Consider the following 25,833-nt stretch of genomic DNA (forward strand, 5'->3'; position numbering starts at 1 on the left):
CATAAATTGATGATTTGTGAGTGCGGGTTCTGACTAACAATATATTTCGCATTAAGCAGTTTTCCGGGCTCATCTCGTTATCATTCTCGCGCAGGGCGCCGCTAAAGTGCTTGCGATGAGCTTGCTATTCGGCAAGTGATTGTTACACCTGCAAAGGAACGTGATAGACCGCTTCTATATTCTGCCGAGCCTACCCGCACCGCTAGCACAATATCCTGTGCTAAATGTTGTAAATCCCGTCTCCAGGCGGCATGTAGATTTGATCGAAATGAATCTTGATGTCGCCATCCACCACAGCGCACTGCAGGATTCTTCGCTGACACAACGCAAACTTGCCGACAGCCCGCTGATCACTGTGGCGAGCCCGGATTATCTGGCGAAGTATGGTGTGACCGTCTCCTCTGCTGAACTGAACGAGCATCAGTGCATTGCATTTAATGCCGGGCGCGGCATGCATCCGTAGCGGTTTTTAGATGAGCACGGTAAGTGTATTAAGCTGACGCCTCAAGGCCGGTTTCAGAGCAATGATGGTGAGCAGCAACGCGCCGCTGCACTGGCGGGATTGGGCATTACGCAATTTCCGGCCTGGCTGGCGGGACCGGATTTGGCTTCAGGGGCATTGGTGCCGGTGTTAAGGGAGTTTGCCGTGGGATCGATGCCGGTGAGCGCGGTGTTCGCAACGAAGCAGAAGGCGAACAGTAAGGTAAGGGTTTTTGTTGAGTATTTGCTGGGGACGTTGGGGGAGGATTTGCCGTAGACTTGATCTAAAAACCAGGCTCAAAAGTGATGCTGAATTAATATATTGTGGAAAAAATCGTGGCGTTTTAGTTTCACTTTAAACCATATTAATCATCAACCAACACTAAATAAAAAACACTCTCAAAAAAAACAACATACAAAGGATTAAATTAACCCCGCAACCAGAAAATTCAGCCAACATAATAAAACATATCAATTAAAAATCATAATACGCTAGTGATTGACACCTTATCCTTTGAAAAAAGGAGGCTTACGCCTCCAAACTGATGATGAGAAAATTAGCTTTCCTCATTCTTATCTAAATTAGCCCTAATCTTTTCCTCTAAAGCAAGATCTGAAGTATCTTTATATCTAGAGTATTTGAAGTCAGGATAGTTGAGAATTTCCATACCCTTATCAAACTTCAAAATATGTTTCCCCACTGCATACCCTAAGCCTACAGGAACAGCATTCCCTAATTGTTTATATTTATCTAGCAACTTACCTTCAATCAACCACTCTTCAGGAAATTGTTGCACTTTCATATACTCTTCAACAGAAAGAGGTCTTAATTCTTCCGGATGAGCTAAATCCGTTGCAGGCATAGCTGGGTGAGTAACTAGAGTAGGGGAGGGTTTATCCCATGCTAAACGCCTTAAGAAACCCGTTTTCCCTCCTCCAGAAAAGAAAGATTTACCCAGAGCTTCCATCTGCATTTCTAATGGTAAATGTTTCCAATATTCACCAGGAGCCAATAATTTATAATACTTCTTCCTCTTTTCCGGAAATTCCAAATGTGTATGATGAGTATTGGTAAGTCCACTCACTGCTTCTTTGAATGAAATCCAGGCGGGAAGACCATGTGAAGTAACATTTGAATGTGTAGGCTCAAGATAAGGGATTCGCACCCCATTTCGAGCACACAAAATAATAACTCTCTCCCTAGTTTGAGGGACACCAAAATTGGCAGAGTTATATAACTCAAAGGAACAACTATAACCTGACTCTTTAATTAACCTATAGATATAACTTAACACGCCCCCTGATTTTTCTTCACTTTTTAATGGGGGGAAATCATCCCCACGTTGAATATGGGGTCGATGCTGTAATGGTGCAGAAAGCAGTCCGCGGACATTTTCTATAATGAAATACTTTGGCTTTATTTCAAATACTGTTTCAATATACTTTAAAAAAACGTTCCCTCTTTCGTCTTCAAGACCTAATCTTTTACCCGCAGTAGAAAAAGCCTGACAAGGAGGCCCCCCCATTATCAAATCAACTTCATCACCAAGCTTAAGCCCTGCATGCTCCATTATCTCTTCAGAAGTATAATCACGAATATCCCCTATCAAAGCCACATCAGGTCTATTAGTTTTTATAGTTTTGCGAGCGCTTTTGTCAATTTCACAAGCAAGAAGTGTCTTAAACCCTGCTTTTTCAACTCCCAAATCTAATCCCATTGCACCAGTAAAGAAACTAAGAGCAATAGGTTGTGATGTTTTAACAGTAGCTGTTCTATCTTCAATAATCATATTGTTTTTATATTCCACTAAACTTTGCTCTGTTATTAACCACACTTTTCCTGATTGTCTGGCCCCAGGTAAAGAACCAGTCCTACACAGATAACGAACTCTCTGTGGCGATATACCTAGAAACGTGGATGCTTCAACAACCGTTAGAATGGTACTCACTTTTACTTTCCCAAAAGATGAATTATTGATACCAATTTGCCTTTAGTAAGAGAAAATGTCAATACGTAGCTGGTAAATCTTAAGCGCGGAAATGTAGATAAAAAACTCAATAACTAATTGAAAATTATATATTTAACTTCTCCGATGGATAAATTCTTAATCTAATCAAATCTGCGAGTGGTCTTCCAAAATGATTGTTGGGTATCTGTCTTTATCATTACCGCAAAATCGGCCATACTAAAGTGGTACCTTCTACACAGGGATGTGATTTATCCTTCAACAGCATTGAAGCCCTGTAATAATTTTAGTCAGCAACAATAATATTTTCGTCAAGAGGAGAAATTAATGTCTCAGGCAGCATCATTTGTTGATAATGCAGAATCACTTGCTAAAATTAAAATGGATAATATCAATCCACACCTTTCTGAAAAATTTTCACTTTTGATTAAATTTCTATCTCAATTCCCCGAGAATTGCTCCACTCCAAGAAGTAGCGTTATAAAGAAGAACTTCGGAAAAGAAGAACACATTGATTATTTAGCAAAAAATTTCAACTCAAGTCGAGTCCCTAAAAAACCCACACCCCCTACAACTGTTCCTGATGAGGTAGTAAGTTTAGTTCTCAAAGTCAGTTTTGATATTCATGAAAAAGATCTAAATCGTATCAAGGAAGAACACCGGCTTTCGATGGGTGCTGAGAATATTGTAGGGGAGTTACTTGAGAGATATTTGGCCGAAAAACTCGAACCTTCAGGTTGGATTTGGTGCTCAGGAACTATTGTTAAAGCAGTTGATTTTATTCATTACAACCAAGACACTCGCGAGTGGAAACTTCTGCAAGTAAAAAACCGAGACAACACCGAAAACTCATCAAGCAGTAAAGTTAGAGACAACACTCCAATATTGAAGTGGTTTAGAACTTTTTCTCAGCGAGATGCTACTAATTGGGAAGAATTCCCTGATGAAGTTAGTAATAAAAGCCTCACAGAAGAAAGTTTCAGAAAATTCGTAGAGAAATATCTTAGAGATATTTCTTAATCTACCCATGGGTGGTTGTGTGCATCCGCCCTTTTTAAAAAAAATTAAAGCAAGCCTATTAAATTTATACTTAGTCAAAAACCTCTTATCTCGAATACCGTCTAAAATTAAAAATAATTAAGTATACAAAGAGGTATTCATTTCAAAAAAACCTCAAGCGACAAATAGCCAGTTTATTATATCACGCCCTGAACCCTTACCATTCATCACACCTTGAATATTAAAAACTTCAATCATAACAATCATGGTTTTATTGCAATTAAATTCCCACCCAAGAACTTGTTTATATATGCGAATAAAAATATTATATAAAAGGCAGGACTTTGGATCCCACCAAAAATCTGACTATCACGCACTTCCAACATGTTTAGTTAGCCAGTGTTCAGAAAGACGTATCAGTTCTGCTTTGCGCTTGTGATAATCTATGCCCATCTCTATCAGTGTGATATTCCTGCCTTCCAGATATGCAAGATGCTCAAGCTGGTAGGTATCCATGCTATTTCGCGGATCACCCTTCGCAGCGTTCACCTCAGCCCATTGCTTAGCTGTTAATCCACCCAGCACCATTTTTGCGATCATTTTGCTTTCATTGCTGTAGTGATAAGAAGAGGTTAGCTTCCCCTGTTGAGTACGGGCTGCATGAAGAGCCACACACATTGATTTATAGAGGTTGACCGAACTTAACCGCGCACTTAAATGATGGCGCAACTGTACAGAAATTCCTAGTGTCGAACTACTTACCTCCTCCTCGCAGCGGATCAAGTAACCAAGAACATCACAGTCCTTTTCATTTCTCTCAACCATTGCTAATTCTTTGGCCATATAAAGTGAGAGAATATAATCTTTATTGCAGCTATATCCACCACTCCTTGATTTCCAACCTCCCTCTTCCTGTTCTAAATTTGACCTTTGATTCCTGAAATCTGGGGAATCAAACACAACGTAATCATGGCCTAGTACAAACCCATACTCATCAATACGCAGCTTTATCCAGGTAGAGAAATCATTTCCTGCACCCAGCGCGATGTGTAAATTTTTCGCACTAATGATGCTAGCAGGTCTGCCACCGATTTGGCCGGATAGCACTGGCACAATGTTTGCGAAATCATTATCACCGGTTCCTTTCACATTGAATTCAGCGTGAGTCTGGGCACTACCAGTTAAAGCAGTAATTTTTTTCTGAGTCATTTCTATTGCTCCAATAAGCTAATTATTTAGAGCCGCCGCGACAGCGTTAGGGATGCTGCAATAAATTGATCGCAAACACTCGCAAGTTTTATTCTTTTCGCTGATCAGACGAATTTTCGAGTAATTGCGCATTGATTTTGTTAGGCCGATTTGCGGCTATGTGGGTTATTGACGTTTTCAATAGCAGGCGGGTTACGTACCCACCAGAGCACATCAGAAAGTAGCCAAGCACAGCTATTGCGACCAAAGTGACAACGGGAAGGAAAGCGGCCTTTGTTTTCCATTATGGAGCGGGTGGAACGGGAAAGGCTGATGAAAGCTGCGCATTCGCGCTCGCGGATGCGGATGCGGATGCGGATGCGGATGCGGATGCGGCGATCGTACTGGATGCCGTATTCAATGAGTATTGAACGGCGCTGTTCTGCTGTTGGCGATTCGAACACGCTCATTAGGCCACCTCAACACGAGATTCAGCGATGCTCTGGTTAATCCACTCGTCAATTTCGCTTTCAATAAAGGCAATTGAACGAGAACCAATTTTTATAGCAGCAGGGAATCGCTGCTCACTCATAAGGCGATATAACCACGCTTTGCTATGACCAGTACGCTTTTGAACTTCAATGAATCTAATTAATGGCGGAGACATATTTACCTCGTAGCGTCTATCACGGTTTACGAGGTATATGCTCTCATATGTTTAAGCATTTTTAAGCTACCATAAGGGATTATGGTTGGTAGGTGTATATGAACCCTAAGGGTGATAACTTAAAGATGACTTTGACCCTAAGGGCTAATACCTATATGCAGGAAATACATGTAAAAATGCCCTGAGGGCCATCAGGGCTCAATGCTATAAGGGGGTAGGGTCACTTTCGGATGATGGGGCAAGCTACCTTCTCGATTGCTCTAGCCAGAGCATCGGACATCTGATAGTCCTGCTTAAGCTTTTCAACTAAATAATCTGCTGTTGGAGCTGTGCTTCTGTCATATTCATCATATGCATTCCATTCTAAATTACGGAGTTGAATGGCAATTAACAAGGGGTCGTCAGCGCGATATTTTCCAAGCATTAATGGCTGCTTGGTCTCTTCTTTATCAAGCAACGCCTTAATTCTATTTAATTCGTCAGAAAGACTCTCTTGGGTTGAAGTATCTTCAGTAGGCATTGGTTCATCTAAATTCATTGGAGGGATTCCCAAATTCACACTCTTGCCTATAGAGTAGAAATAATCGACCAACTCCTGACGTTTAAATCCATATCCATGAAAAATTTCGACGTTAATCTCTTTATATCTATTCAAAATGGAATTTCCCCCGGCCAAACACCATGATGATTGTATATTTCAAGCAATAAAGCATTAAGTGATGGATGAGGAGAATCGGATTGTACGCCCCATGTATAAGACAAGCTTTCAAATCCTCCCCCTACAGTAAGCATTCCCATATCGGGTGCTTGCGGATCATTTACCAGTATAGTGATAAGCCATTCAGCTATTTGGGGCAATGTAGCCCCACCAGACTGCTCCTGAAGAAGATTAATTAGTTCATAAAGAGAAATGACCTCACTTTTCTTTTTAGCAAGATCAGAGACTATATCAATCACACGCCACCTCACGCCCTCTAAAATGGCGGCTATGTCAGCCTGCAGAGGTGTGCAGGATTTCGAGGATCAGCCTAGACATAGCCTATTATTTATTCGTCCAATGAAGTCTACTACGAACCATTAACACTGTCTATTTAACCAGTTTCGCTAGTTTACTAATGAAGGGGAAAACATCCTTTCGAAGGTATTCGAGAATATCCTCAGCGTAACCTTGGGACCAATTGATCCGCTTATGTTCATGCCACTCTAACGCTAATACTTCAAAGATGTTACTTAATGTGAGATTTCTAGCCTGCTTCACTTCTCCGGGATCGTTACCCACTGCAAGTAATATTTTAGCCTCTTCACGCTTCATTCTGGCATCAGCAATTGATACGGCTTGGAATTGAACTTAATAGATTTCACGATAACGATAATTAGCTTGATATGCGGGTTTGAAGGGGATTCGTAAACTTTGAGATACTTCAGAATGAAGAAAGGATGGCACGCCCTACAGGATTCGAACCTGTGACCTACGGCTTAGAAGGCCGGTGCTCTATCCAGCTGAGCTAAGGGCGCATAGTGGTTGCGTCGGATTATACGTTTGCACGCTCTCGCGTCAACGTTTTTGCCGCCCTGCGGCTCCAGAGTGTTGAATCATTGAACAATTCGTCCTCAAGACCGAACAGTACGCCCCACATCACGCGCCCTCCGCCCTCAATACCCATGCCCAACAATCCCCTCTCCTCAATGCCGCTTACGCCACTCGCTCATCGACACCAGATTACTCACCTCGCCAGCCTCACCTTCCAGCTCGATCCCCTGCTGCGTAAACCGCGCATTATACTGCTCCCGCAACGCATGCAGTTCAGCACTCTCCGGCTCCAGCTGCCGTAGAAATCCAAGTGCTAACAACAGCTGCTGCCGCGAAATCAGCCCTGAAAACCCCGCTTTAGTCAGAATCCCGTGCCAGCGCACTGCGTTCTCGTCGCTGCCATCAACAATCAGCACCTGCCAAATCAGCAGCACCGCCGCGCCGTTGCCCAAATGGGTCTCGTTATCCCCTGAGATGTAATCAGTGAACTCTTTGGCCGCGTCTTTGCCCATCAATGAAAGCATGGATTCGACATGCACCGGCGGCAATTGCAGCCTTCTACTCAGCGCCTGCGCAGCATGGCGCGAACCGGCCGTCAGTAGTTGAAACCCTACAACAAACACCACCGCCAGCGTGGCGAGTATTAACCAAATCATCACGGCATCCACATAATTTCCTGAGGGACATAATACGCGCTAAGGCGGCCTCACGTCACTGCGGAAAGTCGTGAAACGCACGGGGGATATGAATCTCTACCTGACAGCCGGACGCGCTTCTGACAGAATAGGCGCCAATCCCCGATTTAACTTTCTACAGATGGATTTCCTCTCTGATGGCAGCAAAAATTATTGACGGTAAAACGATTGCGCAGCAGGTGCGCCTTGAGGTTGCCGAAAAAGTACAGCAGCGTCTGGCAGCCGGTAAACGTGCACCAGGTTTGGCAGTGGTGCTGGTGGGTGAGAACCCCGCTTCGCAGATCTATGTCGCCAGCAAACGTCGCGCCTGTGATGAAGTGGGCTTTATCTCCCGCTCTTACGATCTGCCTGCGACCACCAGCGAAGCCGAACTGCTGGAACTGATCGATACGCTGAACAATGACAGCGAAATCGACGGCATTCTGGTTCAGCTGCCGCTGCCAGCCGGCATCGATAATGTCAAAGTGCTGGAACGTATCGTGCCGGACAAAGATGTCGATGGCTTCCATCCCTACAACATCGGTCGTCTGTGCCAGCGTGCGCCGAAGCTGCGTCCTTGTACACCGCGCGGCATCGTCACGCTGCTGGAGCGCTACAATATCGATACCTACGGCCTGAACGCCGTGGTGGTTGGCGCATCCAATATCGTCGGTCGTCCGATGAGCATGGAACTGCTGCTGGCGGGCTGCACGACTACCGTTACGCACCGTTTCACCAAAGATCTGCGTCATCACGTTGAACACGCCGATCTGCTGGTGGTGGCGGTCGGTAAACCGGGCTTTATTCCGGGTGACTGGATCAAGCCAGGCGCGGTGGTGATTGATGTTGGCATCAATCGTCTGGAGAGCGGTAAAGTGGTGGGCGATGTGGATTTCGCGGGCGCTTCTGAGCGTGCGTCTTACATCACCCCGGTTCCCGGTGGCGTCGGTCCGATGACCGTTGCGACCCTGATTCAAAATACATTAGTCGCGTGCGAAGAGTATCACGACGTGGAGGAGGCATAATGGCCAGTTTTTCTTTGGGCGAACATGCTCACGTTGATTTGTGTGACCTGCTGAAACTTGAAGGTTGGGTACAGAGCGGTGCGCAGGCAAAAGTGGCCATCGCGGATGGCGAAGTGCGCGTGGATGGCGCAGTCGAGACGCGTAAGCGCTGCAAGATTGTGGCAGGCCAGAACGTTGAGTTCGCCGGTTTTAAAATTACCGTAGTAGCTTAAGCATTCAGGCAAATAAAAAGGGGCGAACTGCGGTTCGCCCCTTTTTTTATTCTGCGGCCGGTAAGTCCAGGTACGCATAAATGCGTACCCTACAAACTGCGGGCTGAAATTCCGGTACGCGTAAATGCGTACCCTACAATTTTCGGCCAGAGTGCCGATGAAAGCGCACCGTACAATCTGTAGCATCCAGGTGCCGATGAATGCGCACCCGACGCTATTACTTACGACGCCAGCTCGAACCTTGCGGACCATCTTCGACAATCACGCCCAGCTCATTCAGCTTGTCACGCGCAACATCCGCCTGTGCCCAATCTTTTGCGGCACGCGCATCAGAACGCGCTTTGACCCAATGCTCGATTTCCGCCACTTCGTCATCATTCACCTGCGCGCTGCTCTGCAGGAACTGCTCTGGATCCTGTTGCAGGATGCCGAGCACGTTCGCCAGCTGACGCAGTTTCGCGGCCAGACCATCAGAGGCGGCTTTGTCTTCGGTTTTCAGGCGATTCACTTCACGCGCCATATCGAAGAACACCGAGTAGGCTTCCGGCGTGTTGAAGTCGTCATCCATCGCGGCGCGGAAACGCGCTTCAAACTCTTCACCGCCTGCTGGCGTAGCGTTGGCATCGGTGTGACGCAACGCGGTATAGAGACGCTCCAGCGCCGCACGTGCCTGATTGAGGTTATCCTCGCCGTAGTTAAGCTGGCTGCGATAGTGGCCCGACATCAGGAAGTAACGCACGGTTTCCGCATCGTAATGCGCCAGTACGTCACGCACGGTGAAGAAGTTGCCGAGCGATTTCGACATCTTCTCGCGGTCGATCATCACCATGCCGGAGTGCATCCAGTAATTGACGTAATCGCCGTCGTGCGCACAGGTTGACTGCGCCACTTCGTTTTCGTGGTGCGGGAACATCAGATCCGATCCACCACCGTGGATGTCGAAGTGGGTGCCCAACTGTTTGCAGTTCATCGCGGAACACTCGATGTGCCAGCCTGGACGACCGTTGCCCCACGGCGAATTCCAGGCTGGCTCATCCGGCTTGGACATTTTCCACAACACGAAGTCCATCGGGTTGCGTTTGATTTCGGTGATTTCAACGCGCGCGCCCGCTTGCAGCTGAGTCAGATCCTGACGCGACAGCACGCCATAACCTTTGTCACTCAGCACATCGAACATCACATCGCCGTTATCCGCCACATAAGCGTGTTTGCGTTCGATTAAACGCTCAACCAGCTCGATGATTTCAGCGATATGGCGCGTGGCACGCGGCTCCAGATCCGGCGGCAGAATGCCCAGCGCGTCAAAATCTTTGTGCATTTCAGCGATCATACGGTTGGTCAGCGTTTCAATGCTCTCACCGTTTTCGTTGGCACGTTTGATGATCTTGTCATCAATATCGGTGATGTTACGCACATACTTGAGCTGATAGCCCACATAGCGCAGATAACGTGACACCACATCAAATGCAACGAAGGTACGCCCATGACCGATATGACAGAGGTCGTAAACCGTAATTCCACAGACATACATGCCGATCTGACCAGCGTGGATCGGTTTAAATTCCTCTTTCTGACGGCTCAGGGTGTTATAGATCTTCAGCATTGAACGATTCCGTTATTAACGTTTGCGGGATACGCCTTTCCAGCGTAGCTGGGTATTGTGCCGTATTTTTCTCAGTTGTGCATCGCTCGCTTACCTTCTGTGGCTGCCTTACTGACGAGCCATCGGAATTTGTGATATAAGAGGCGTCTACAAAAATGCCCCGCCGCTTTGCAGGCGCGGCAGTTGATACTGACGACACCCGTAACAGGACGAATATAATGGTCACTTTCCAGACGAACCATGGCGACATCGTAATCAAAACCTTCGATGACAAAGCGCCGGCTACCGTGAAAAACTTCCTGGACTACTGCCGTGAAGGTTTCTACGACAACACCATCTTCCACCGTGTTATCAACGGTTTCATGATTCAGGGCGGCGGTTTTGAGCCAGGCATGAAGCAGAAAGACACCAAAGAAGACATTCGTAACGAAGCCAACAACGGTCTGAAAAACACCAAAGGTACGCTGGCGATGGCCCGTACTCAGGCGCCACACTCCGCGACTGCACAGTTCTTCATCAACGTAGCAGACAACGACTTCTTGAACTTCCGTGACGAAAGCCTGCAGGGCTGGGGTTACTGCGTGTTCGCTGAAGTGGTTGAAGGCATGGACGTAGTTGAGAAAATCAAAGCGGTGAAAACGGGCCGCAGCGGCATGCATCAGGACGTTCCGGTTGACGACGTTGTCATCCAGAAAGTGACTGTTAGCGAGTAATGTCGCGCACGCTGTTTATCGCAGATTTGCATCTGTGCACAGAAGAACCGGCAATCACTGCCGGTTTTCTGCATTTTTTGCAGGGTGAAGCGCGCGATTGCGATGCGCTTTACATCCTCGGCGATCTGTTTGAAGCCTGGATTGGCGACGACGATCCCAATCCGCTACATAGTGAAATCGCCGCAGCACTGAAAGCCCTGCCGATCCCCACATTCTTCATCCATGGCAATCGAGACTTCCTGCTCGGTAAACGTTTTGCGCGCGAAAGTGGCATGACGCTGCTGCCGGAAGAGCAAGTGCTGAACCTGTACGGCCATCGCGTGCTGATTATGCATGGCGATACCTTGTGTACCGATGATGAAGGCTATCAACGCTTCCGCGCCAAAGTGCATCAGCGCTGGCTGCAACGTCTGTTCCTTGCCCTGCCGCTGCGCATCCGCATGCGCATTGCCGCACGTATGCGCGCCGACAGCAAGCAAGCCAATCAGCACAAGTCGATGAGCATCATGGATGTCAATCAGCAAGCCGTGATCGATACGATGACGCGCCAGCAGGTGCGGATTCTGATTCACGGGCATACCCACCGTCCGGCGGTGCATGAGCTAGTCGTGCAAGGTGAAAGCGCCCAGCGCGTGGTGCTCGGTGCCTGGCATGAAAATGGCTCAATGATTCAGGTTGATGCCGATGGCGTGCAGCTGATCGAATTCCCGTTTTAAAATCGAATCCTGAAATAGTCGGGCGCGTCAGTGCTCGACACTCAGCGGGATGAAGATTCCTCTTCTCGCATCATTGCCCGTTTTCCGGCCACGCAACCGTTTTCCTTGCTCCCTTCTCATGCTATTCTCTGTGCCCTTCTTTACCTGCCCGCCCGGCCAGGTTCGTTTGACTATTCACAGGAGTTGACCGCATGTCATCCAACGCCACCCCGGCTCGTATCGCCATCGTCATGGGTTCTAAAAGTGACTGGGCTACCATGCAGTTCGCCGAGGAAATTCTTAACAGCCTGGATGTTCCGTTCCACGTTGAAGTGGTCTCTGCTCACCGTACGCCAGACAAACTGTTCAGCTTTGCCGAAACCGCCGCAGATAACGGTTTCCACGTGATCATTGCCGGAGCGGGCGGTGCTGCGCATCTGCCGGGCATGATTGCCGCCAAAACCCTGGTACCGGTGCTGGGCGTGCCAGTACAGAGCGCCGCGCTGAGCGGTGTGGATAGCCTCTACTCCATCGTACAGATGCCGCGCGGTATTCCTGTCGGCACATTAGCGATCGGTAAAGCCGGTGCGGCTAACGCGGCGCTGCTGGCGGCACAGATTCTGGCGGTGCACGACAAAGAGCTGGCGGCGCGTCTCGCAACCTGGCGTCAAACCCAGACTGACGAAGTGCTGAACAACCCAGATCCACGGGTGGACGCATGAAACCGGTTTGCGTACTCGGCAACGGCCAGTTAGGCCGTATGCTGCGCCAGGCGGGTGAACCGCTGGGCATCGCGGTGTACCCAGTGGGTCTGGATGCCGAACCTTCTGCCCTGCCGATCGCCGAAAGCGTGATCACCGCAGAGATCGAGCGTTGGCCGGAAACTGCGTTAACGCGTGAGCTGGCGTTGCATCCTGCATTTGTGAACCGCGATATCTTCCCGCGTCTGGCCGATCGCCTGACGCAGAAACAATTGCTCGATCAGCTGAACCTGGCAACCGCGCCATGGCAGCTACTGGCAGATAAAGCTGAGTGGACGCAGGTGTTCAGCTCGCTGGGTGAACTGGCGATTGTGAAACGTCGCACCGGCGGTTATGACGGTCGCGGTCAGTGGCGTCTGCGCGCTCACGAGACCGATGCGTTGCCGGATGAGTGCTACGGCGAATGCATCGTTGAGCAGGGCATCAACTTCAGCGGTGAAGTGTCGCTGGTCGGTGCGCGCGGTCAGGATGGCACCACGGTGTTCTATCCGCTGACGCACAACCTGCATCAGGACGGCATTCTGCGCACCAGCGTCGCCTTCCCACAGGCCGATGCCGCGCAACAGCAGCAGGCGGAAGCGATGCTCAGCGCGATCATGCATGAGCTGAAATATGTCGGTGTGATGGCGATGGAGTGTTTTATCACGCCAGAAGGCCTGCTGATCAACGAACTGGCCCCGCGCGTGCACAACAGCGGTCACTGGACGCAGAACGGCGCATCGATCAGCCAGTTTGAGCTGCATCTGCGTGCAGTGCTCGGTCTGGCGCTGCCAAAACCGGTAGTGTTTGCGCCATCGGTGATGGTGAACCTGATTGGCACCGACGTGAATGCTGACTGGCTGCAACAGCCGCTGGTGCATCTGCACTGGTACGACAAAGAAGTGCGTCCGGGCCGTAAGGTTGGGCACTTAAATCTCACCGATAGCGATCAGGCACGCCTCGCGACGGCGCTGAACGCGCTGGTGCCGCAGCTGCCGGAAGAGTACGCCAGCGGAATTGCCTGGGCGGTTGAGAAGCTGTAAATGAAAAAGGCCGCGCAAGCGGCCTTAAATTTATGTGCAGATGATTAAGCTGCTTCAAACCGCCTGAACAGCGCCTTGCCTTTCAGCAGTCGCACGCCCAGCCAGCCGCCGCAAAGTGACAACAACAGCGCGCCGCAAATCGGTAATGCCATCCACAACGTCCAGTCTGGCTCCCAGGGGAAGTCAAAAATCTTACGCTGCAAGCCCCATAGCGCCGCTTCTGCGCCCAGTGCCGCCGCAATCCCCGACACCACGCCGAGCAACGCAAACTCGCACCACAGCGTGCCGCGCAGCAGGCGTTTGCTGGCACCCAGCGTGCGATACACCACCAGCTCTTGCCTGCGCTGACGCATCCCCACCTGAATCTGCGCCAGCAGCAGCAACACGCCGCATATCGTCACCAGCACCACCATGATCTCCAGCGCCTGACTGACCTGTGCCAGCACCTGACCAATCTGCTTCAGCATGCTGCCAACATCCAGCAAGCTCAGCGTCGGGAAGGCGCGATTGAGTTGCGCCAGCAGCGCCGGATTACTGTCCATGCGGAAACTGGTGAGCCAGGTTTGCGGCTGTTGATCCAGTGCGCCCGGCGGGAAGATAAAGAAGAAATTCGGGCGCAGGCTCTCCCAGTCCACTTTGCGCAGGCTGGTGACTTTGGCGCTGAACTGCTGGGTATCGCCGCTGAAGGTCAGGGTATCGCCGAGCTTCAGGCCAAGACGATCCGCCAGCTCCACTTCCATCGACACTTCACCCGCTTTCGGCGGCCAGCTTCCGGCCAGCAGCGGATTGTGATCCGGTCGATCCGCCTGCCATGTCAGATTGAGTTCGCGGTTTAGCGCGTTATCCATCTTCGGATCGGCTTCTTTGCCGTTCAGTTCGGTCAGACGCGCACGCACAATCGGATAGTAGGATTCCGGTTTAACCTGATGCTGATTGAGGAAGTCGCGCACCTGCGGCACCTGTTCCTGCGTCATGTTAAGCAGGAAGTAGTTCGGCGCATCCGGCGGTAACTGCTGCTGCCAGCGATCCAGCAGATCGCCGCGCATCACCAGCAACAGCGCCAGCAGCATAAAGGAGAGCGAAAATGCCGCCAGCTGGCTCAGCGTCATCACCGGCTGTCGTAGCAGACGGTTGATCGCCAGACGCATCGCCAGATTGCGCACCACCAGCTTACGCAGCAGCAACAGTGTGCCCCAGCCGAGCAGTGACAGCAGCAGCGCCAGCATCACCACGCCCGCCAGCAGCGCCCACAACATTTTGCTACCGCCCATCAATAACGCCAGCAGGCCAACCACCACCAGCGCCATGGCGGGCAGATAAAACCGCAGCGGCCAGACGTTCGCCACTGCATCGCGCCGGAGCACACGCAACGGTTGAGTTGCCATCAGCAGGCGATACGGGCGCAATCCCACCAGCAGCGAAATGACAAACATCGCGCCAATCGCCCATAACCACGGCCAGAAACTGGCTGCAGGCAAGGCGGCGGGCAGTACCGGTTTGAGCATCGCCAGCAGGATGATCTCAATCCCCTGCCCCAGCACGCTGCCCGCTATTGCCGCCAGCAGCAGCACCGCCAGCCACTGGCCGATGATCAGCCGTTGTAAGGCTTTACGCGTGGCGCCCAGCGTTTTCAGCACTGCCACCAAATCGTAGCGGCTGCGGCAGTAATGGCTCATTGCCACCGCCACGGCCGCAATCGCCAGCATTAGCGTCAGCAACGCCGATAACAGGAGGAATTGCTGCGCACGCTGCATCGATCGGCCCAGCGCATCTTCCGAGTTCTCGACGCTGATCCAGCGCTCACCGGCTTTCAACTGCGGCTGGATCCAACTGTCATAACGCGCCAGCGGAGCCGGATCGCCAGAGAATTTGTAGCGCCAGCTGAGCCGACTGCCGGGCTGAATCGCACCGGTTTTATCAACATCCGCGAGGTTCATCAGCAAGCGTGGCGCCGTCTGGAACGGATTGAAGCCGCCATCCGGTTCCTGAATCACTTCGCCCGCGATGCGCAGGGTGGTATCCCCCACATCGACGTTGTCGCCGACTTTCAGATTAAGCAGCGCCAGCAAGCGCGGCGCGGCCAGCACCGTGCCCGCCTGCGGTTTTAATCCCGGCGGATCGGTCTGCAAGGTGCCGAACATCGGATAGGCATCGTCCACCGCTTTCACATCCGCTAACTGCGGCGTCTGATCGGCGAAGGTCATGGTCATAAAGCTGAGCTGACGACTGACGGAGAGCCCTTCATCACGCGCTTTATTAAGCCAGGCGTCAGGTGCAGGCGCGCTGCTGCGCAGAGTACGATCGCCCGCCATAAAATCACGGCTCTGCTGACTGAGCCCTTTTTCCATGCGATCGCTAATCGAGCCCAGCGCCAGCACGCAGGCCACCGCCAATGTCAGCGCCAGCCAAACAATCAACAGTGAGGGCGAACGCCATTCACGCCAGAACCAGCGCCAAATCATGTCTCCTCCCACAGCTTGCCGTCGCGCAGGCGCAGCCGACGATCGCAGCGCGCCGCCAGTTGCTCATCGTGCGTCACCAGAATCAGCGTGGTGGCGAAATCGCGGTTGAGGGAGAAAAGCAGGTCGGCAATGCGATCGCCCGTTTTGCGATCCAGGTTGCCGGTCGGTTCATCGGCGAACAGTAAACCAGGACGGCCGCTAAACGCGCGCGCCAGCGCCACACGCTGCTGCTCGCCACCGGAAAGCTGCGCGGGCAGATGATGCAGACGATCTTTTAAACCGAGCTGAGTGAGTAGATCAACAGATTGCGCGCGGCTGTCGCGATCGCTGTCACCGCGCAGCAAGGCAGGCAACTGGACGTTTTCCAGCGCGTTGAGCGTCGGCACCAGCATAAAGGACTGGAACACAAAGCCCACTTCGCGCGCGCGCAACGCGGCACGTTGCTCTTCGTTCATGTTATGCAGCGGCTGACCGAGCAGATTGACCTCGCCGCTGCTGCCATCGTCCAGCCCGGCCAGAATGCCCAGCAATGTGGATTTGCCGGAACCCGATTCGCCAATCAGCGCGATGGTCTCAGCTGGTTTGACAACCAGCTCAACTCCGGTAAGGATGGTCAGCTGATGCTCTCCCTGACCGACGGACTTAGTAAGATGATGAACTGCAACAATGTTTTCCGCTGGCATTATCCCTTCCTGTTGTTATTGCTTCTGCTGGTGTCCCGCATCGCCGCCGCCGATACCTTGCTGGTATTGGGTGACAGCCTGAGCGCCGGGTACCGCATGTCCGCCACCGCGGCATGGCCCAGACTGCTCAATAAAACCTGGCAACAGCAGCCCCAGATTATTAACGCCAGCATCAGCGGAGATACCGCAGGACAAGGGCTGGCGCGTTTGCCTGGCCTATTAAAACAGCATCAACCCCGTTGGGTGTTAATCGAATTGGGCGGTAACGATGGCTTGCGCGGCTTCCCGCCTGCCAATATCGCGCAGGATCTGAGTAAAGTGATCGACGAAGTCAAAGCGGCTAAAGCACAGCCGCTGCTGATGCAAATTCGTTTACCCGCTAATTATGGACGTCGTTATACCGAAGCGTTTAGCGCGATTTATCCGCAGCTGGCACAGCAGTACAACATTCCTCTGGTGCCCTTCTTTATGGAGCAGGTCTATCTGAAGCCGGAATGGATGCAGCAGGACGGTATTCACCCCAATCCGGATGCGCAGCCGTTTATTGCCAACCTGATGGCTAACGAACTGGCTCCGCTAGTAAAGCAGAATTAATGCCGGCGTGTGATTTTAAACAGGTAAAGAAATGCAAACCCAGGCAACGACTGCATTAAAAACCTTTTTATGCGCATCAGGTCTACCGATGCGCAGCATCACACACCTTACTTAAATCAAATAAATATTAACAAATTCCTTTCACTCTTAACTTTTCGTGGTCACTCCCTTAACGCAATGATATAAAAGGGCACAATTTAAGCCGCCTACTTGCGGCTGGCCACCACAGTTAAGAAAAATTAAATGAATGCGAATTATTTCAAGAGTGTGCACGCGCTCAGGGGATTAGCTGCCCTCAGCGTGATGTTTTTCCATTTCCGCTGGAACATTAATGCAGAGTATCCTGGGTTAGGAGATGCATTATTTGGTTGGGGGGCTACCGGTGTTGACCTGTTTTTCCTGATTAGCGGCTTTGTGATTGTTTTAACCTTAAAAACAACACCCGCTACGTTTTCGGGTACTGTGCATTTTTTAAAGCGCCGCCTCTTCCGTATATTACCGGCGTACTACATTATTCTGATCGTTACCTTTCTGCTCTCTGGTGCTATGAGCACCTTCCACTATGCGGATAAAACCCAGAATCTGATAAGCGCACTCACCTTTCAGCCGATATATCCTGATCACGGTCCTTTTTATGTGGATGACAGTGGCATGTATGGCATTCGCTGGACCCTCAATTATGAACTCTACTTTTATCTTGCAGTCGGATTGCTTCTGGGATTACCACGTCGAGCTTTAGCCATCGCAATTTGGTTCGTCTTAACACTGTTCGCCATCCCCTGGCTTGCCGGGAAAGACTTGAGCCTGGCAGAACAAGGTTATGAGCTCGGCAGTGCACAGCTAAACCTTGTCACCAATCCGATGATTTTATTGTTCCTGGTCGGCATGCTCATTGGGCTAAGTGTACCGCTGCTGCGTAAACTCAACGCTCACCTGATGCTGATCATGTTTACTGCTTCGGTAGTCATGATGGTTGCGCTTTTTAGCCATGGGCTGTTTGTCGGGCATGGCTTAACCGGCTCAGGATGGATTTATGCACTTATTCTCTTATTCGCCATTGCTTCAGAAGAGAGAATTGGGAAGCTTATCCCACGCGCATGGCTGAAGTTAGGTGATATCTCATTTTCACTTTATCTCGTACACACCTTAATGAATGAAGGGCTAGGTAAACGTTTGAATGGTCTGGGGATTGAAGATGGGCCTTTGCGATTTCGTGTCTCGGTCGTCCTCTCATTACTACTGGCATGGCTGGCATGGAAGTACATAGAAAGGCCATTCAACGCACTCAGCAAACCACGCGCTGAAGCATCCGGGTTGGCCATAACTAAAGGTTGACGCCAGTAGTACAAATCACTGAATCTGTTATCAATCTCAAACAGCCTTACAGTGATTATGCAAAAAAATATCCTCATCACCGGCTGCTCCAGCGGTATTGGCTTAGCGGCCGCCAAAGATCTGCAATCTCGCGGCTATCGCGTGATTGCTGCCTGCCGTCGAGCGGACGATGTGGCGCGCATGGAAGCCCTGGGCTTTATTGGCGTCCAGCTCGACCTTGATGATGCCGCCAGCGTGGATGCCGCCGCTGAGCACATACTGGCATTGTGCGAGCATCGCCTGCACGGTTTGTTTAACAACGGCGGCTTTGGTCAATATGGCCCACTGAGCAGCGTGTCGCGCGCGCAGCTGGAAAAACAGTTCTCTACGAACCTCTTCGGCACCCACCAACTGACAATGCGTTTGCTGCCTGCGCTGCAAGCCAGCGGTAATGGGCGTATTATTAATACCAGCTCGGTGCTGGGGCTGATCTCCACGCCCGGACGCGGTGCCTACGCCGCCAGTAAGTGGGCACTGGAAGCCTGGAGCGATGCACTGCGCATGGAAGTGCGCGATAGCGGTGTGCGCGTGAGTTTGATCGAGCCCGGGCCAATTGCCACGCGTTTCACCGACAATGTGCATCAGGGCGAGCAGGATAAACCGGTGCGTAATCCGGGCATTGCCGCACGTTTCACCCTGCCACCGGAAGCCATTTTGCCCAAATTGCGCCACGCGCTGGAAAGCAAACACCCGCGCCTGCGTTATCCGGTGACGCTGGTCGCATGGGTGATGAGCCTGCTGAAACGTCTGTTACCCGGTTGGATGCTGGATCGCATCTTGCGCAGCAACTAAGCTGCAAGCCAGATTTGAACTTGAACACGGGCAGCTTGCCCCCATATTCTCAACACACTTTCTGCAAAGAGACGTATTCATGTCACACGCTTTGATTATCGACATCAACGAATCCAACCTGCACCAGACGCTGGAACAATCCACGCAGATGCCGGTGCTGTTCTACTTCTGGTCCGATCGCAGCCAACACTGTCAGGAGCTGACGCCGGTGCTGGAGCGTCTGGCACAGGAGTATGCGGGTCAGTTCATTTTGGCCAAACTGGATTGCGATAAAGAGCAGATGGTGGCATCGCAGTTTGGTCTGCGCTCCATTCCAACCGTGTATCTGTTCCAGAATGGACAGCCGGTAGATGGCTTCCAGGGCCCGCAGCCGGAAGAGGCGATCCGCGCACTGCTGCAAAAAGTGCTGCCGCGTGAAGAAGAGATTAAAACCCATCAGGCGATGCAGCTGATGGAAGAAGGCAAACCGCTGGATGCACTGCCGCTGCTGAAAGATGCCTGGCAGTTGAGCAATCAAAACAGTGAAATTGGCTTCCTGCTGGCAGAAGTGTTGATTACGCTGAACCGCAGCGATGAAGCCGAAGCAGTGCTGGCAGTGGTACCTTTACAGGATCAGGATACCCGCTATCAGAGCCTGGTTTCGCAAATCGAACTGCTAAAGCAAGCTGCGGATACCCCAGAGATCCAGCAATTGCAGGAACAGCTGGCGAGTGAGCCCGCGAATGCGGAGCTGGCTGCTAAACTTGCTTTACAGCTGCATCAGGTGGGCCGCAACGAAGAAGCACTGGATCTGTTGTTCAGCTTCCTGAAGAGCGATCTCAGTGCGGGCGAAGGTCAGGTGCGCAAAATGTTCCAGGAAATTTTGGCTGCGCTCGGCACAGGCGATGCACTCGCTACGCGCTATCGTCGCCAGATGTATTCGCTGCTGTACTGATCGGTACCGCACGTGCAACGGGCCGAACGACTCGGCCCGACAATCTGACAACCCGGAGGTTATATGTTGACTGTGATTCCCGTCATTATCGTGCTTGCGCTCGTTACCGTGTGGGCCGGTGTAAAAATCGTGCCACAAGGCTATCAGTGGACGGTAGAACGTTTTGGCCGTTACACTAAAACCCTGCCACCCGGCCTGAGTTTAATTGTCCCGTTCATGGATCGTATTGGTCGCAAGATCAATATGATGGAACAAGTCCTCGATATTCCCTCGCAAGAAATCATTTCCAAAGATAACGCTAACGTCACCATTGATGCCGTCTGCTTTATTCAGGTGGTTGATCCTGCGCGCGCAGCCTATGAAGTCAGCAATCTTGAGCTGTCGATCCTCAATCTGACCATGACTAATATTCGTACTGTCCTCGGTAGCATGGAATTGGATGAGATGCTGTCGCAGCGCGATAACATCAATACCCGCTTGCTGCACATCGTCGATGAAGCCACTAATCCGTGGGGCGTGAAGATCACCCGTATCGAAATCCGTGACGTGCGTCCGCCGCAGGAACTGATCGCCGCGATGAACGCGCAGATGAAGGCCGAGCGTACCAAGCGTGCCGACATTCTTACCGCAGAAGGCGTACGCCAGGCGGCGATTTTACGCGCCGAAGGGGACAAGCAGTCGCAGATTCTGAAAGCCGAAGGTGAACGAACCTCCGCCTTCCTGCAGGCCGAAGCGCGTGAACGCCAGGCGCAGGCCGAAGCCAACGCCACGCGTGCCGTATCGGAGGCGATTGCGGCAGGCGACATTCAGGCGGTGAACTACTTTGTGGCGCAGAAATATACCGATGCGCTACAGAAGATCGGTGAATCTCATAACAGCAAAGTGGTGATGATGCCGCTGGATGCCAGCAGTTTGCTGGGTTCCATTGCCGGGATTGGTGAATTGCTGAAGGAGAGCCGTCAGGAGCGTAAACCGTGATCCTGATGGAACTGATAGCCCATCCGCACTGGTTCTGGCTGACGCTGGGCGGCCTGCTGCTGGCGGCTGAAATGCTGGGTACCAGCGGTTATCTGCTGTGGAGTGGTTTAGCGGCGGTGCTGGTCGGTCTGATCGAATGGCTGTTCCCGTTCTCGTGGACGCATCAGGGCATTTTGTTCGCGGTGCTGACGTTGCTGTGCGTCTACTTCTGGTATCGCTGGATGCGTTACCGTGAGGTTTCCCAGCAGCCGAACACTTTGAATCAACGCGGATCGCAGATGATCGGTATGCACCTGACCCTGGATACCACGCTCAGAGAGGGTTTAGGCCATGTGCGCATTGGCGACAGCAGCTGGCGCGTGCAGGCTAAAGAAGATTTGCCTGCCGGAACACCCGTGATCGTCACCGGTGTGGTGGGTATCACGCTGTTGATTCAGCCGCGCTTTCCTTCACCCTGATGGCAGCAGCCCGCCAGATGATTGATGATCGGGCATTCAGCACTGTCATCGCCGGGGCAGGCTTCAGCAAGTTCCAGCAATCGCGCGCGCATCGCATGCAATTCTTCGATGTGTGCAGCGATTTCATCCGCTTTCTGCAAGGTGCGCGCTTTAACATCCGCGCTGTGGCGAGCGGGATCGTTGAACAGGGTCACCAGCTCGCGGCACTCGTCCAGGGTAAAGCCAACCTGACGCGCCTGACGCAGTAGATTCAGCTCATCAATATGATGCGCGGCATAGCTGCGATAACCATTGTGACTGCGCAACGGCGGCGTCACCACGCCCTTCTCTTCATAAAAACGGATTGCCTTGCTGGTTAGCCCGGTTTTTTTTGCCACATCGCTGATGTTCATCTTTTGTCTTCACCTCATGACCGCTTGACCTTCCCCTGAATGGAAGGTTTAGGCTCTATAACTAATGCAAAGTTTGCAGACAGTCAAACCTCTCGTTTAAGGAGTTTAAGATGTCACACACACAATTACTGGCGCTGGACGGTTTGTCCTGTGGCCACTGCGTAAAACGGGTCAAAGAAGCGCTGGAGCAGCGCGACGATGTGGAACAAGCGGACGTCACGCAGCAGGAAGCGCGCGTTACCGGTGTGGCCAGCGTCAGCGATCTGATTGCAACCGTTGAACAAGCCGGCTATCACGCGGCGGTGAAAGACAGCCCAAAGCCTGAGCCGTTGACAGCAACAGAGCCGCCGCCGGAGGCGCTGACAACGGAGTCGCAACCGGCAGAAGAAAACCTTCCTGTTCACCATTTGCTGATCAGCGGCATGAGCTGTGCCAGCTGCGTGAGCCGTGTGGAACAGGCGCTGCAAAACGTGCCCGGCGTGAGTCAAGCACGCGTCAACCTGGGTGAGCGTAGCGCGCTGGTATTGGGCAGTGCGTCTGCCGAAGCGCTGATGAGTGCCGTGGATCAAGCGGGCTACGCCGCTGAAGCTATCGACGATGAACAAACCCGACGCGAACGCCAGCAAATCAGCGCACAGCAGGCGATGCGCCGCTTTAGCTGGCAGGCGGCATTGGCGCTGTTGCTCGGCGTGCCCATGATGATCTGGGGCATGATCGGCGACAATATGATGCTGAGTGACGCCAACCAAACATTATGGCGCACACTCGGCGTTATCACCTTGCTGGTGATGGTGATCGCCGGCGGTCATTTCTATCGCAGTGCGTGGCGCAGCTTACGTCACGGCACCGCCACCATGGATACGCTGGTGGCCCTCGGCACTGGCGCCGCATGGATCTACTCGATGAGCGTGGTGCTGTGGCCAGAATTTTTCCCGATGCAAGCTCGACATCTCTATTTTGAAGCCAGCGTGATGATCGTCGGTTTGATTAACCTCGGCCATGCGCTGGAACAGCGAGCACGCCAGCGGGCATCCAAAGCCCTTGAACGCCTGTTGGATCTCACCCCTGCTCAGGCGCGTGTGATCGGTGAACAGGGCGAAACGCTGATGCCGTTGAGCGAGGTTCAGCCCGGCATGCTGCTGAAGTTGGTGACCGGCGATCGCGTGCCGGTGGATGGCGAAGTGGACAGCGGCGAAGCCTGGTTTGATGAAGCGATGTTAACCGGTGAAGCGGTGCCGCAGGCGAAACAGCCCGGCGATAAAGTCTATGCCGGGACGCTGGTGCAGGATGGCACGCTGCGCTTCGTGGCACGCGCCACCGGCAGCCACACCACGCTGGCGCGTATCATCAATCTGGTGCGCCAGGCACAAAGCAGCAAACCGGACATTGGCCGCCTGGCCGATCGCATCTCAGCGGTGTTTGTGCCGGTGGTGGTGGCGATTGCGCTGCTGGCCGGTCTGGTGTGGTATCTGGTCGGCCCGCAGCCGCAGCTCGCCTACACGCTGGTAATCGTTACGACGGTGTTGATTATCGCCTGTCCTTGCGCACTGGGGCTGGCGACGCCGATGTCGGTGATTGCCGGGGTGGGTCGCGCGGCAGAACTGGGCGTGCTGGTGCGTGATGCTGACGCGCTGCAGCGTGCCAGCGAAGTCGATACCATCGTGTTTGATAAAACCGGCACGCTGACTCGCGGCACGCCTCAGGTGAGCGATGTGCTGGTGTATGGCGACTGGAATCGCCAGCAGGTGCTGAGCGCTGCGGCGCAGCTGGAACAAGGTTCGAACCATCCGCTGGCGAAAGCGATTTTGGCGGCAGCCCCCGATCTCAGCGATGAGCCGACTAAGCAATTTCGTACAATACGCGGCAAAGGCGTGAGCGCTAAAGTCGCGGGCAGAACGCTGCTGCTCGGCAATCAGGCACTGCTGGATGAACAACAGATTGATTACCGCGCCGCACAAGAAGATATCGACCGTTTCGCCGCGCAAGGCACGACGCCGGTGCTGCTGGCCGATCAGCGTCAGTTGCTCGGCCTGATCGCCCTGCGTGACAGCCTGCGCCCGGAAAGCGCGGAGGCGTTACAGCGCCTGCACCTGTTGGGCTATCGGTTAATCATGCTGACCGGCGATCACCAGAAAACCGCGCAGGTAATCGCTGCCGAAGCCGGCATTGATGAAGTGATTGCGGGCGTGCTGCCCGAAGGCAAAGCGCAGGCGATCGCGCAGCTGCAGCAGCAGGGGCGTAAAGTGGTGATGGTCGGTGATGGCATCAATGATGCCCCGGCGCTGGCGCAGGCCGATGTCGGCATTGCGATGGGTGGCGGCAGCGATGTGGCCGTCGAAACCGCCGCCATGACGTTGATGCGCAACGATCTGCACTGTGTTGCCGATGCGCTGGCGATGGCAGGCGCGACACTGCGTAATATGCGTCAGAACTTGCTCGGGGCTTTTGTCTATAACAGCCTGGGGATTCCGATTGCGGCGGGCGTGCTCTACCCGTTCACCGGCTTGCTGCTTAGCCCGATTGTGGCGGGCGCGGCGATGGCGCTGTCTTCGATTACCGTGGTGAGTAACGCGAATCGTTTGTTGCGCTTTAAGCCAGCAAAACGCTAATCGCCCTCTCTGCCCTGTTTTTCGCTGACTGAAATCGCTAGCATGGATTTTTGACTTCAAAAGGACAGGGCATGAGACGCAGTCTGTGGCACAGCTTCCAGCAGATGGCCGCCAGCCTCTTACCGGCGCGATATACCTGGCCGGCAATGGATATCAAATTGGGCGATCGACGCCTGCATCTGGCGGGCAGTATTCATATGGGCACGCGCGATATGCAGCCGTTGCCAGCGGGCCTGTTGCGCCAGTTGAGTCGCGCCGATGCGCTGATTGTCGAGGCGGATATCACTCAGGGCGCATCGCCCTTCACCCATGACGATGCCTGTCCGCCGTTGGCGATGCGTCTGGACGCAGAGGTGTTGCAGCGGCTGGATGTTCTGTGCGATGAGCTTTCGCTTTCCATGGCGGTGTTCGATACGTTGCCGTTCTGGCAAATCGCTTTGATGCTGCAGGCGCAACAGGCGCAGCGTCTGGGGCTGCGACCGCAATATGGCATAGATTACCAGCTGCTGATGGCGGCGAAATCGGCCAATAAGCGCATCATTGAACTGGAAGGCCCGGAAACCCAGATCGCGCTGCTGAAATCGCTACCGCAGGAGGGCTTATCGCTGTTACTGGATACGCTGGAGCATTGGCACACCAACGCCCGCCTGCTGCAAACCATGATCAGCTGGTGGCTGGATGCACCGCCCACGCAACAACCGGTGGCCCTGCCGACCACCTTTAGCAGCGATCTCAATGACACGCTGATGCGCAATCGTAATCAGCACTGGCGCGAGTTATTGCAGGCGCTGCCGAAAGGCCGTTATGTGGTGGCGGTGGGTGCACTGCATCTGTATGGCGAGGATAACCTGCCAGGGTTGTTGAAGTCGTAATAAGTGCAATCACCGCGAGACCTTATGCATCCTCAAGTCCTGAAAGTCTTCTGGTCGATGACGTGCGTATGTCTGATTGCGCAGAAATGTGCCTTGGTGGATGCGCGGCGGAGGGTTGGCTCAGCAGATGAGCAGTGAGCAGTGAGCA

At 52.6% G+C, this 25,833-nt stretch carries 26 protein-coding genes, 1 tRNA gene and 2 pseudogenes; 16 read left to right on the forward strand and 13 right to left on the reverse strand.

Annotated features, from left to right (window positions below; translation table 11 throughout):
* The first annotated feature begins 160 nt into the window (after positions 1-160).
* A pseudogene (locus tag VH86_RS26125) lies at positions 161-757 on the forward strand (substrate binding domain-containing protein).
* Between the two features lie 280 nt (positions 758-1,037).
* Here the strand turns inward: VH86_RS26125 and VH86_RS13205 are convergent.
* The gene (locus VH86_RS13205) at positions 1,038-2,429 is read right to left on the reverse strand and encodes a DNA cytosine methyltransferase (RefSeq protein ID WP_045833117.1); all 1,392 of its coding nucleotides are present in this window, start codon (positions 2,427-2,429) and stop codon (positions 1,038-1,040) included.
* A 345-nt stretch (positions 2,430-2,774) separates the two neighbouring features.
* Between VH86_RS13205 and VH86_RS13210 the strand changes: the two genes are divergently transcribed.
* Positions 2,775-3,467 carry a SinI family restriction endonuclease gene (locus tag VH86_RS13210; RefSeq protein ID WP_045833118.1) on the forward strand — a complete coding sequence of 231 codons (693 nt, stop codon included), beginning with the start codon at positions 2,775-2,777 and terminating at the stop codon, positions 3,465-3,467.
* A gap of 348 nt (positions 3,468-3,815) precedes the next feature.
* On the opposite strand, the gene VH86_RS13215 is transcribed toward VH86_RS13210, so the two are convergent.
* The 8 genes and pseudogenes from VH86_RS13215 to VH86_RS13245 all read right to left on the reverse strand — a co-directional run bounded on the left by VH86_RS13215 (position 3,816) and on the right by VH86_RS13245 (position 7,488).
* Positions 3,816-4,655 (reverse strand): antA/AntB antirepressor family protein, encoded by an 840-nt coding sequence (locus tag VH86_RS13215; protein ID WP_052696608.1) that lies wholly within the window; start codon positions 4,653-4,655, stop codon positions 3,816-3,818.
* Between the two features lie 140 nt (positions 4,656-4,795).
* Complete coding sequence (locus VH86_RS13220) at positions 4,796-5,104, reverse strand: AlpA family transcriptional regulator (protein ID WP_045833119.1); 309 nt, start codon at positions 5,102-5,104, stop codon at positions 4,796-4,798.
* Entirely contained in the window at positions 5,104-5,301 is a 198-nt protein-coding gene (locus VH86_RS13225; protein WP_045833120.1) for an AlpA family transcriptional regulator, read from the reverse strand. The genes VH86_RS13220 and VH86_RS13225 overlap by 1 nt, the downstream gene beginning before the upstream one ends.
* 220 nt (positions 5,302-5,521) lie before the next feature.
* Complete coding sequence (locus VH86_RS24710; RefSeq protein WP_052696609.1) at positions 5,522-5,956, reverse strand: hypothetical protein; 435 nt, start codon at positions 5,954-5,956, stop codon at positions 5,522-5,524.
* A complete protein-coding gene (locus VH86_RS25100) occupies positions 5,953-6,258 on the reverse strand; it encodes a hypothetical protein (protein ID WP_072050606.1) in 306 nt (101 codons plus the stop codon). Before VH86_RS25100 ends, VH86_RS24710 begins: the two co-directional genes overlap by 4 nt.
* Positions 6,259-6,403: 145 nt before the next feature.
* A pseudogene (locus tag VH86_RS26130) lies at positions 6,404-6,643 on the reverse strand (integrase); the annotation flags it as partial.
* A 96-nt stretch (positions 6,644-6,739) separates the two neighbouring features.
* Positions 6,740-6,816, reverse strand: a tRNA-Arg gene (locus VH86_RS13240).
* 168 nt (positions 6,817-6,984) lie between these two features.
* Complete coding sequence (locus VH86_RS13245) at positions 6,985-7,488, reverse strand: DUF1198 family protein (protein ID WP_045833138.1); 504 nt, start codon at positions 7,486-7,488, stop codon at positions 6,985-6,987.
* A gap of 176 nt (positions 7,489-7,664) precedes the next feature.
* Between VH86_RS13245 and folD the strand changes: the two genes are divergently transcribed.
* Positions 7,665-8,531 (forward strand): bifunctional methylenetetrahydrofolate dehydrogenase/methenyltetrahydrofolate cyclohydrolase FolD, encoded by an 867-nt coding sequence (gene folD, locus VH86_RS13250; RefSeq protein WP_045833122.1) that lies wholly within the window; start codon positions 7,665-7,667, stop codon positions 8,529-8,531.
* On the forward strand, positions 8,531-8,743 hold the full coding sequence (gene ybcJ / locus VH86_RS13255; protein ID WP_038648448.1) for a ribosome-associated protein YbcJ: 213 nt from the start codon (positions 8,531-8,533) through the stop codon (positions 8,741-8,743). The genes folD and ybcJ overlap by 1 nt, the downstream gene beginning before the upstream one ends.
* A 217-nt stretch (positions 8,744-8,960) precedes the next feature.
* Here ybcJ and cysS read toward each other — a convergent pair whose 3' ends face one another.
* Entirely contained in the window at positions 8,961-10,346 is a 1,386-nt protein-coding gene (gene cysS, locus VH86_RS13260) for a cysteine--tRNA ligase (protein ID WP_045833123.1), read from the reverse strand.
* Between the two features lie 218 nt (positions 10,347-10,564).
* Here cysS and ppiB point away from each other — a divergent pair, with 218 nt between their 5' ends.
* From ppiB to purK, 4 genes are all read left to right on the forward strand, one after another.
* Entirely contained in the window at positions 10,565-11,059 is a 495-nt protein-coding gene (gene ppiB / locus VH86_RS13265) for a peptidylprolyl isomerase B (RefSeq protein ID WP_034828227.1), read from the forward strand.
* Positions 11,059-11,775, forward strand: a complete 717-nt coding sequence (gene lpxH, locus VH86_RS13270; RefSeq protein WP_045833124.1) for a UDP-2,3-diacylglucosamine diphosphatase — start codon at positions 11,059-11,061, stop codon at positions 11,773-11,775. Before ppiB ends, lpxH begins: the two co-directional genes overlap by 1 nt.
* Positions 11,776-11,966: 191 nt before the next feature.
* Positions 11,967-12,476, forward strand: coding sequence for a 5-(carboxyamino)imidazole ribonucleotide mutase (purE, locus tag VH86_RS13275; protein ID WP_038648460.1), 510 nt, complete (start codon positions 11,967-11,969; stop codon positions 12,474-12,476).
* Positions 12,473-13,537 carry a 5-(carboxyamino)imidazole ribonucleotide synthase gene (purK, locus tag VH86_RS13280; protein ID WP_045833125.1) on the forward strand — a complete coding sequence of 355 codons (1,065 nt, stop codon included), beginning with the start codon at positions 12,473-12,475 and terminating at the stop codon, positions 13,535-13,537. Before purE ends, purK begins: the two co-directional genes overlap by 4 nt.
* A 44-nt stretch (positions 13,538-13,581) precedes the next feature.
* On the opposite strand, the gene ybbP is transcribed toward purK, so the two are convergent.
* Both ybbP and ybbA read right to left on the reverse strand, forming a co-directional pair.
* Complete coding sequence (ybbP, locus tag VH86_RS13285) at positions 13,582-15,999, reverse strand: putative ABC transporter permease subunit YbbP (protein ID WP_045833126.1); 2,418 nt, start codon at positions 15,997-15,999, stop codon at positions 13,582-13,584.
* A complete protein-coding gene (gene ybbA, locus VH86_RS13290) occupies positions 15,996-16,682 on the reverse strand; it encodes a putative ABC transporter ATP-binding protein YbbA (protein WP_045833127.1) in 687 nt (228 codons plus the stop codon). Before ybbA ends, ybbP begins: the two co-directional genes overlap by 4 nt.
* Here ybbA and tesA point away from each other — a divergent pair.
* The 6 genes from tesA to VH86_RS13320 all read left to right on the forward strand — a co-directional run bounded on the left by tesA (position 16,650) and on the right by VH86_RS13320 (position 21,812).
* On the forward strand, positions 16,650-17,276 hold the full coding sequence (tesA, locus tag VH86_RS13295) for a multifunctional acyl-CoA thioesterase I/protease I/lysophospholipase L1 (protein ID WP_231647207.1): 627 nt from the start codon (positions 16,650-16,652) through the stop codon (positions 17,274-17,276). The two genes, ybbA and tesA, sit on opposite strands and share 33 nt — an antisense overlap.
* A 243-nt stretch (positions 17,277-17,519) precedes the next feature.
* On the forward strand, positions 17,520-18,611 hold the full coding sequence (locus VH86_RS13300; RefSeq protein ID WP_052696610.1) for an acyltransferase: 1,092 nt from the start codon (positions 17,520-17,522) through the stop codon (positions 18,609-18,611).
* A gap of 57 nt (positions 18,612-18,668) precedes the next feature.
* The gene (locus VH86_RS13305) at positions 18,669-19,442 is read left to right on the forward strand and encodes an SDR family oxidoreductase (protein ID WP_045833129.1); all 774 of its coding nucleotides are present in this window, start codon (positions 18,669-18,671) and stop codon (positions 19,440-19,442) included.
* A gap of 79 nt (positions 19,443-19,521) precedes the next feature.
* Positions 19,522-20,376, forward strand: coding sequence for a co-chaperone YbbN (locus VH86_RS13310; protein ID WP_038648475.1), 855 nt, complete (start codon positions 19,522-19,524; stop codon positions 20,374-20,376).
* Between the two features lie 63 nt (positions 20,377-20,439).
* Positions 20,440-21,354 carry an SPFH domain-containing protein gene (locus VH86_RS13315; RefSeq protein ID WP_034828210.1) on the forward strand — a complete coding sequence of 305 codons (915 nt, stop codon included), beginning with the start codon at positions 20,440-20,442 and terminating at the stop codon, positions 21,352-21,354.
* Positions 21,354-21,812, forward strand: coding sequence for an NfeD family protein (locus VH86_RS13320; RefSeq protein ID WP_045816373.1), 459 nt, complete (start codon positions 21,354-21,356; stop codon positions 21,810-21,812). Before VH86_RS13315 ends, VH86_RS13320 begins: the two co-directional genes overlap by 1 nt.
* Here VH86_RS13320 and cueR read toward each other — a convergent pair.
* Positions 21,788-22,204: a Cu(I)-responsive transcriptional regulator gene (gene cueR / locus VH86_RS13325; RefSeq protein WP_045816350.1), complete on the reverse strand. Its 417-nt coding sequence runs from the start codon at positions 22,202-22,204 to the stop codon at positions 21,788-21,790. The two genes, VH86_RS13320 and cueR, sit on opposite strands and share 25 nt — an antisense overlap.
* 110 nt (positions 22,205-22,314) lie before the next feature.
* Between cueR and copA the strand changes: the two genes are divergently transcribed.
* Positions 22,315-24,813, forward strand: coding sequence for a copper-exporting P-type ATPase CopA (copA, locus tag VH86_RS13330; protein ID WP_045833130.1), 2,499 nt, complete (start codon positions 22,315-22,317; stop codon positions 24,811-24,813).
* 71 nt (positions 24,814-24,884) lie between these two features.
* On the forward strand, positions 24,885-25,685 hold the full coding sequence (locus tag VH86_RS13335) for a TraB/GumN family protein (RefSeq protein ID WP_045833131.1): 801 nt from the start codon (positions 24,885-24,887) through the stop codon (positions 25,683-25,685).
* The last annotated feature ends 148 nt before the right edge of the window (positions 25,686-25,833 follow it).

This window comes from Pantoea sp. BL1 (assembly GCF_000963985.1).
In the GTDB taxonomy this organism is placed as follows: domain Bacteria; phylum Pseudomonadota; class Gammaproteobacteria; order Enterobacterales; family Enterobacteriaceae; genus Pantoea; species Pantoea rwandensis_B.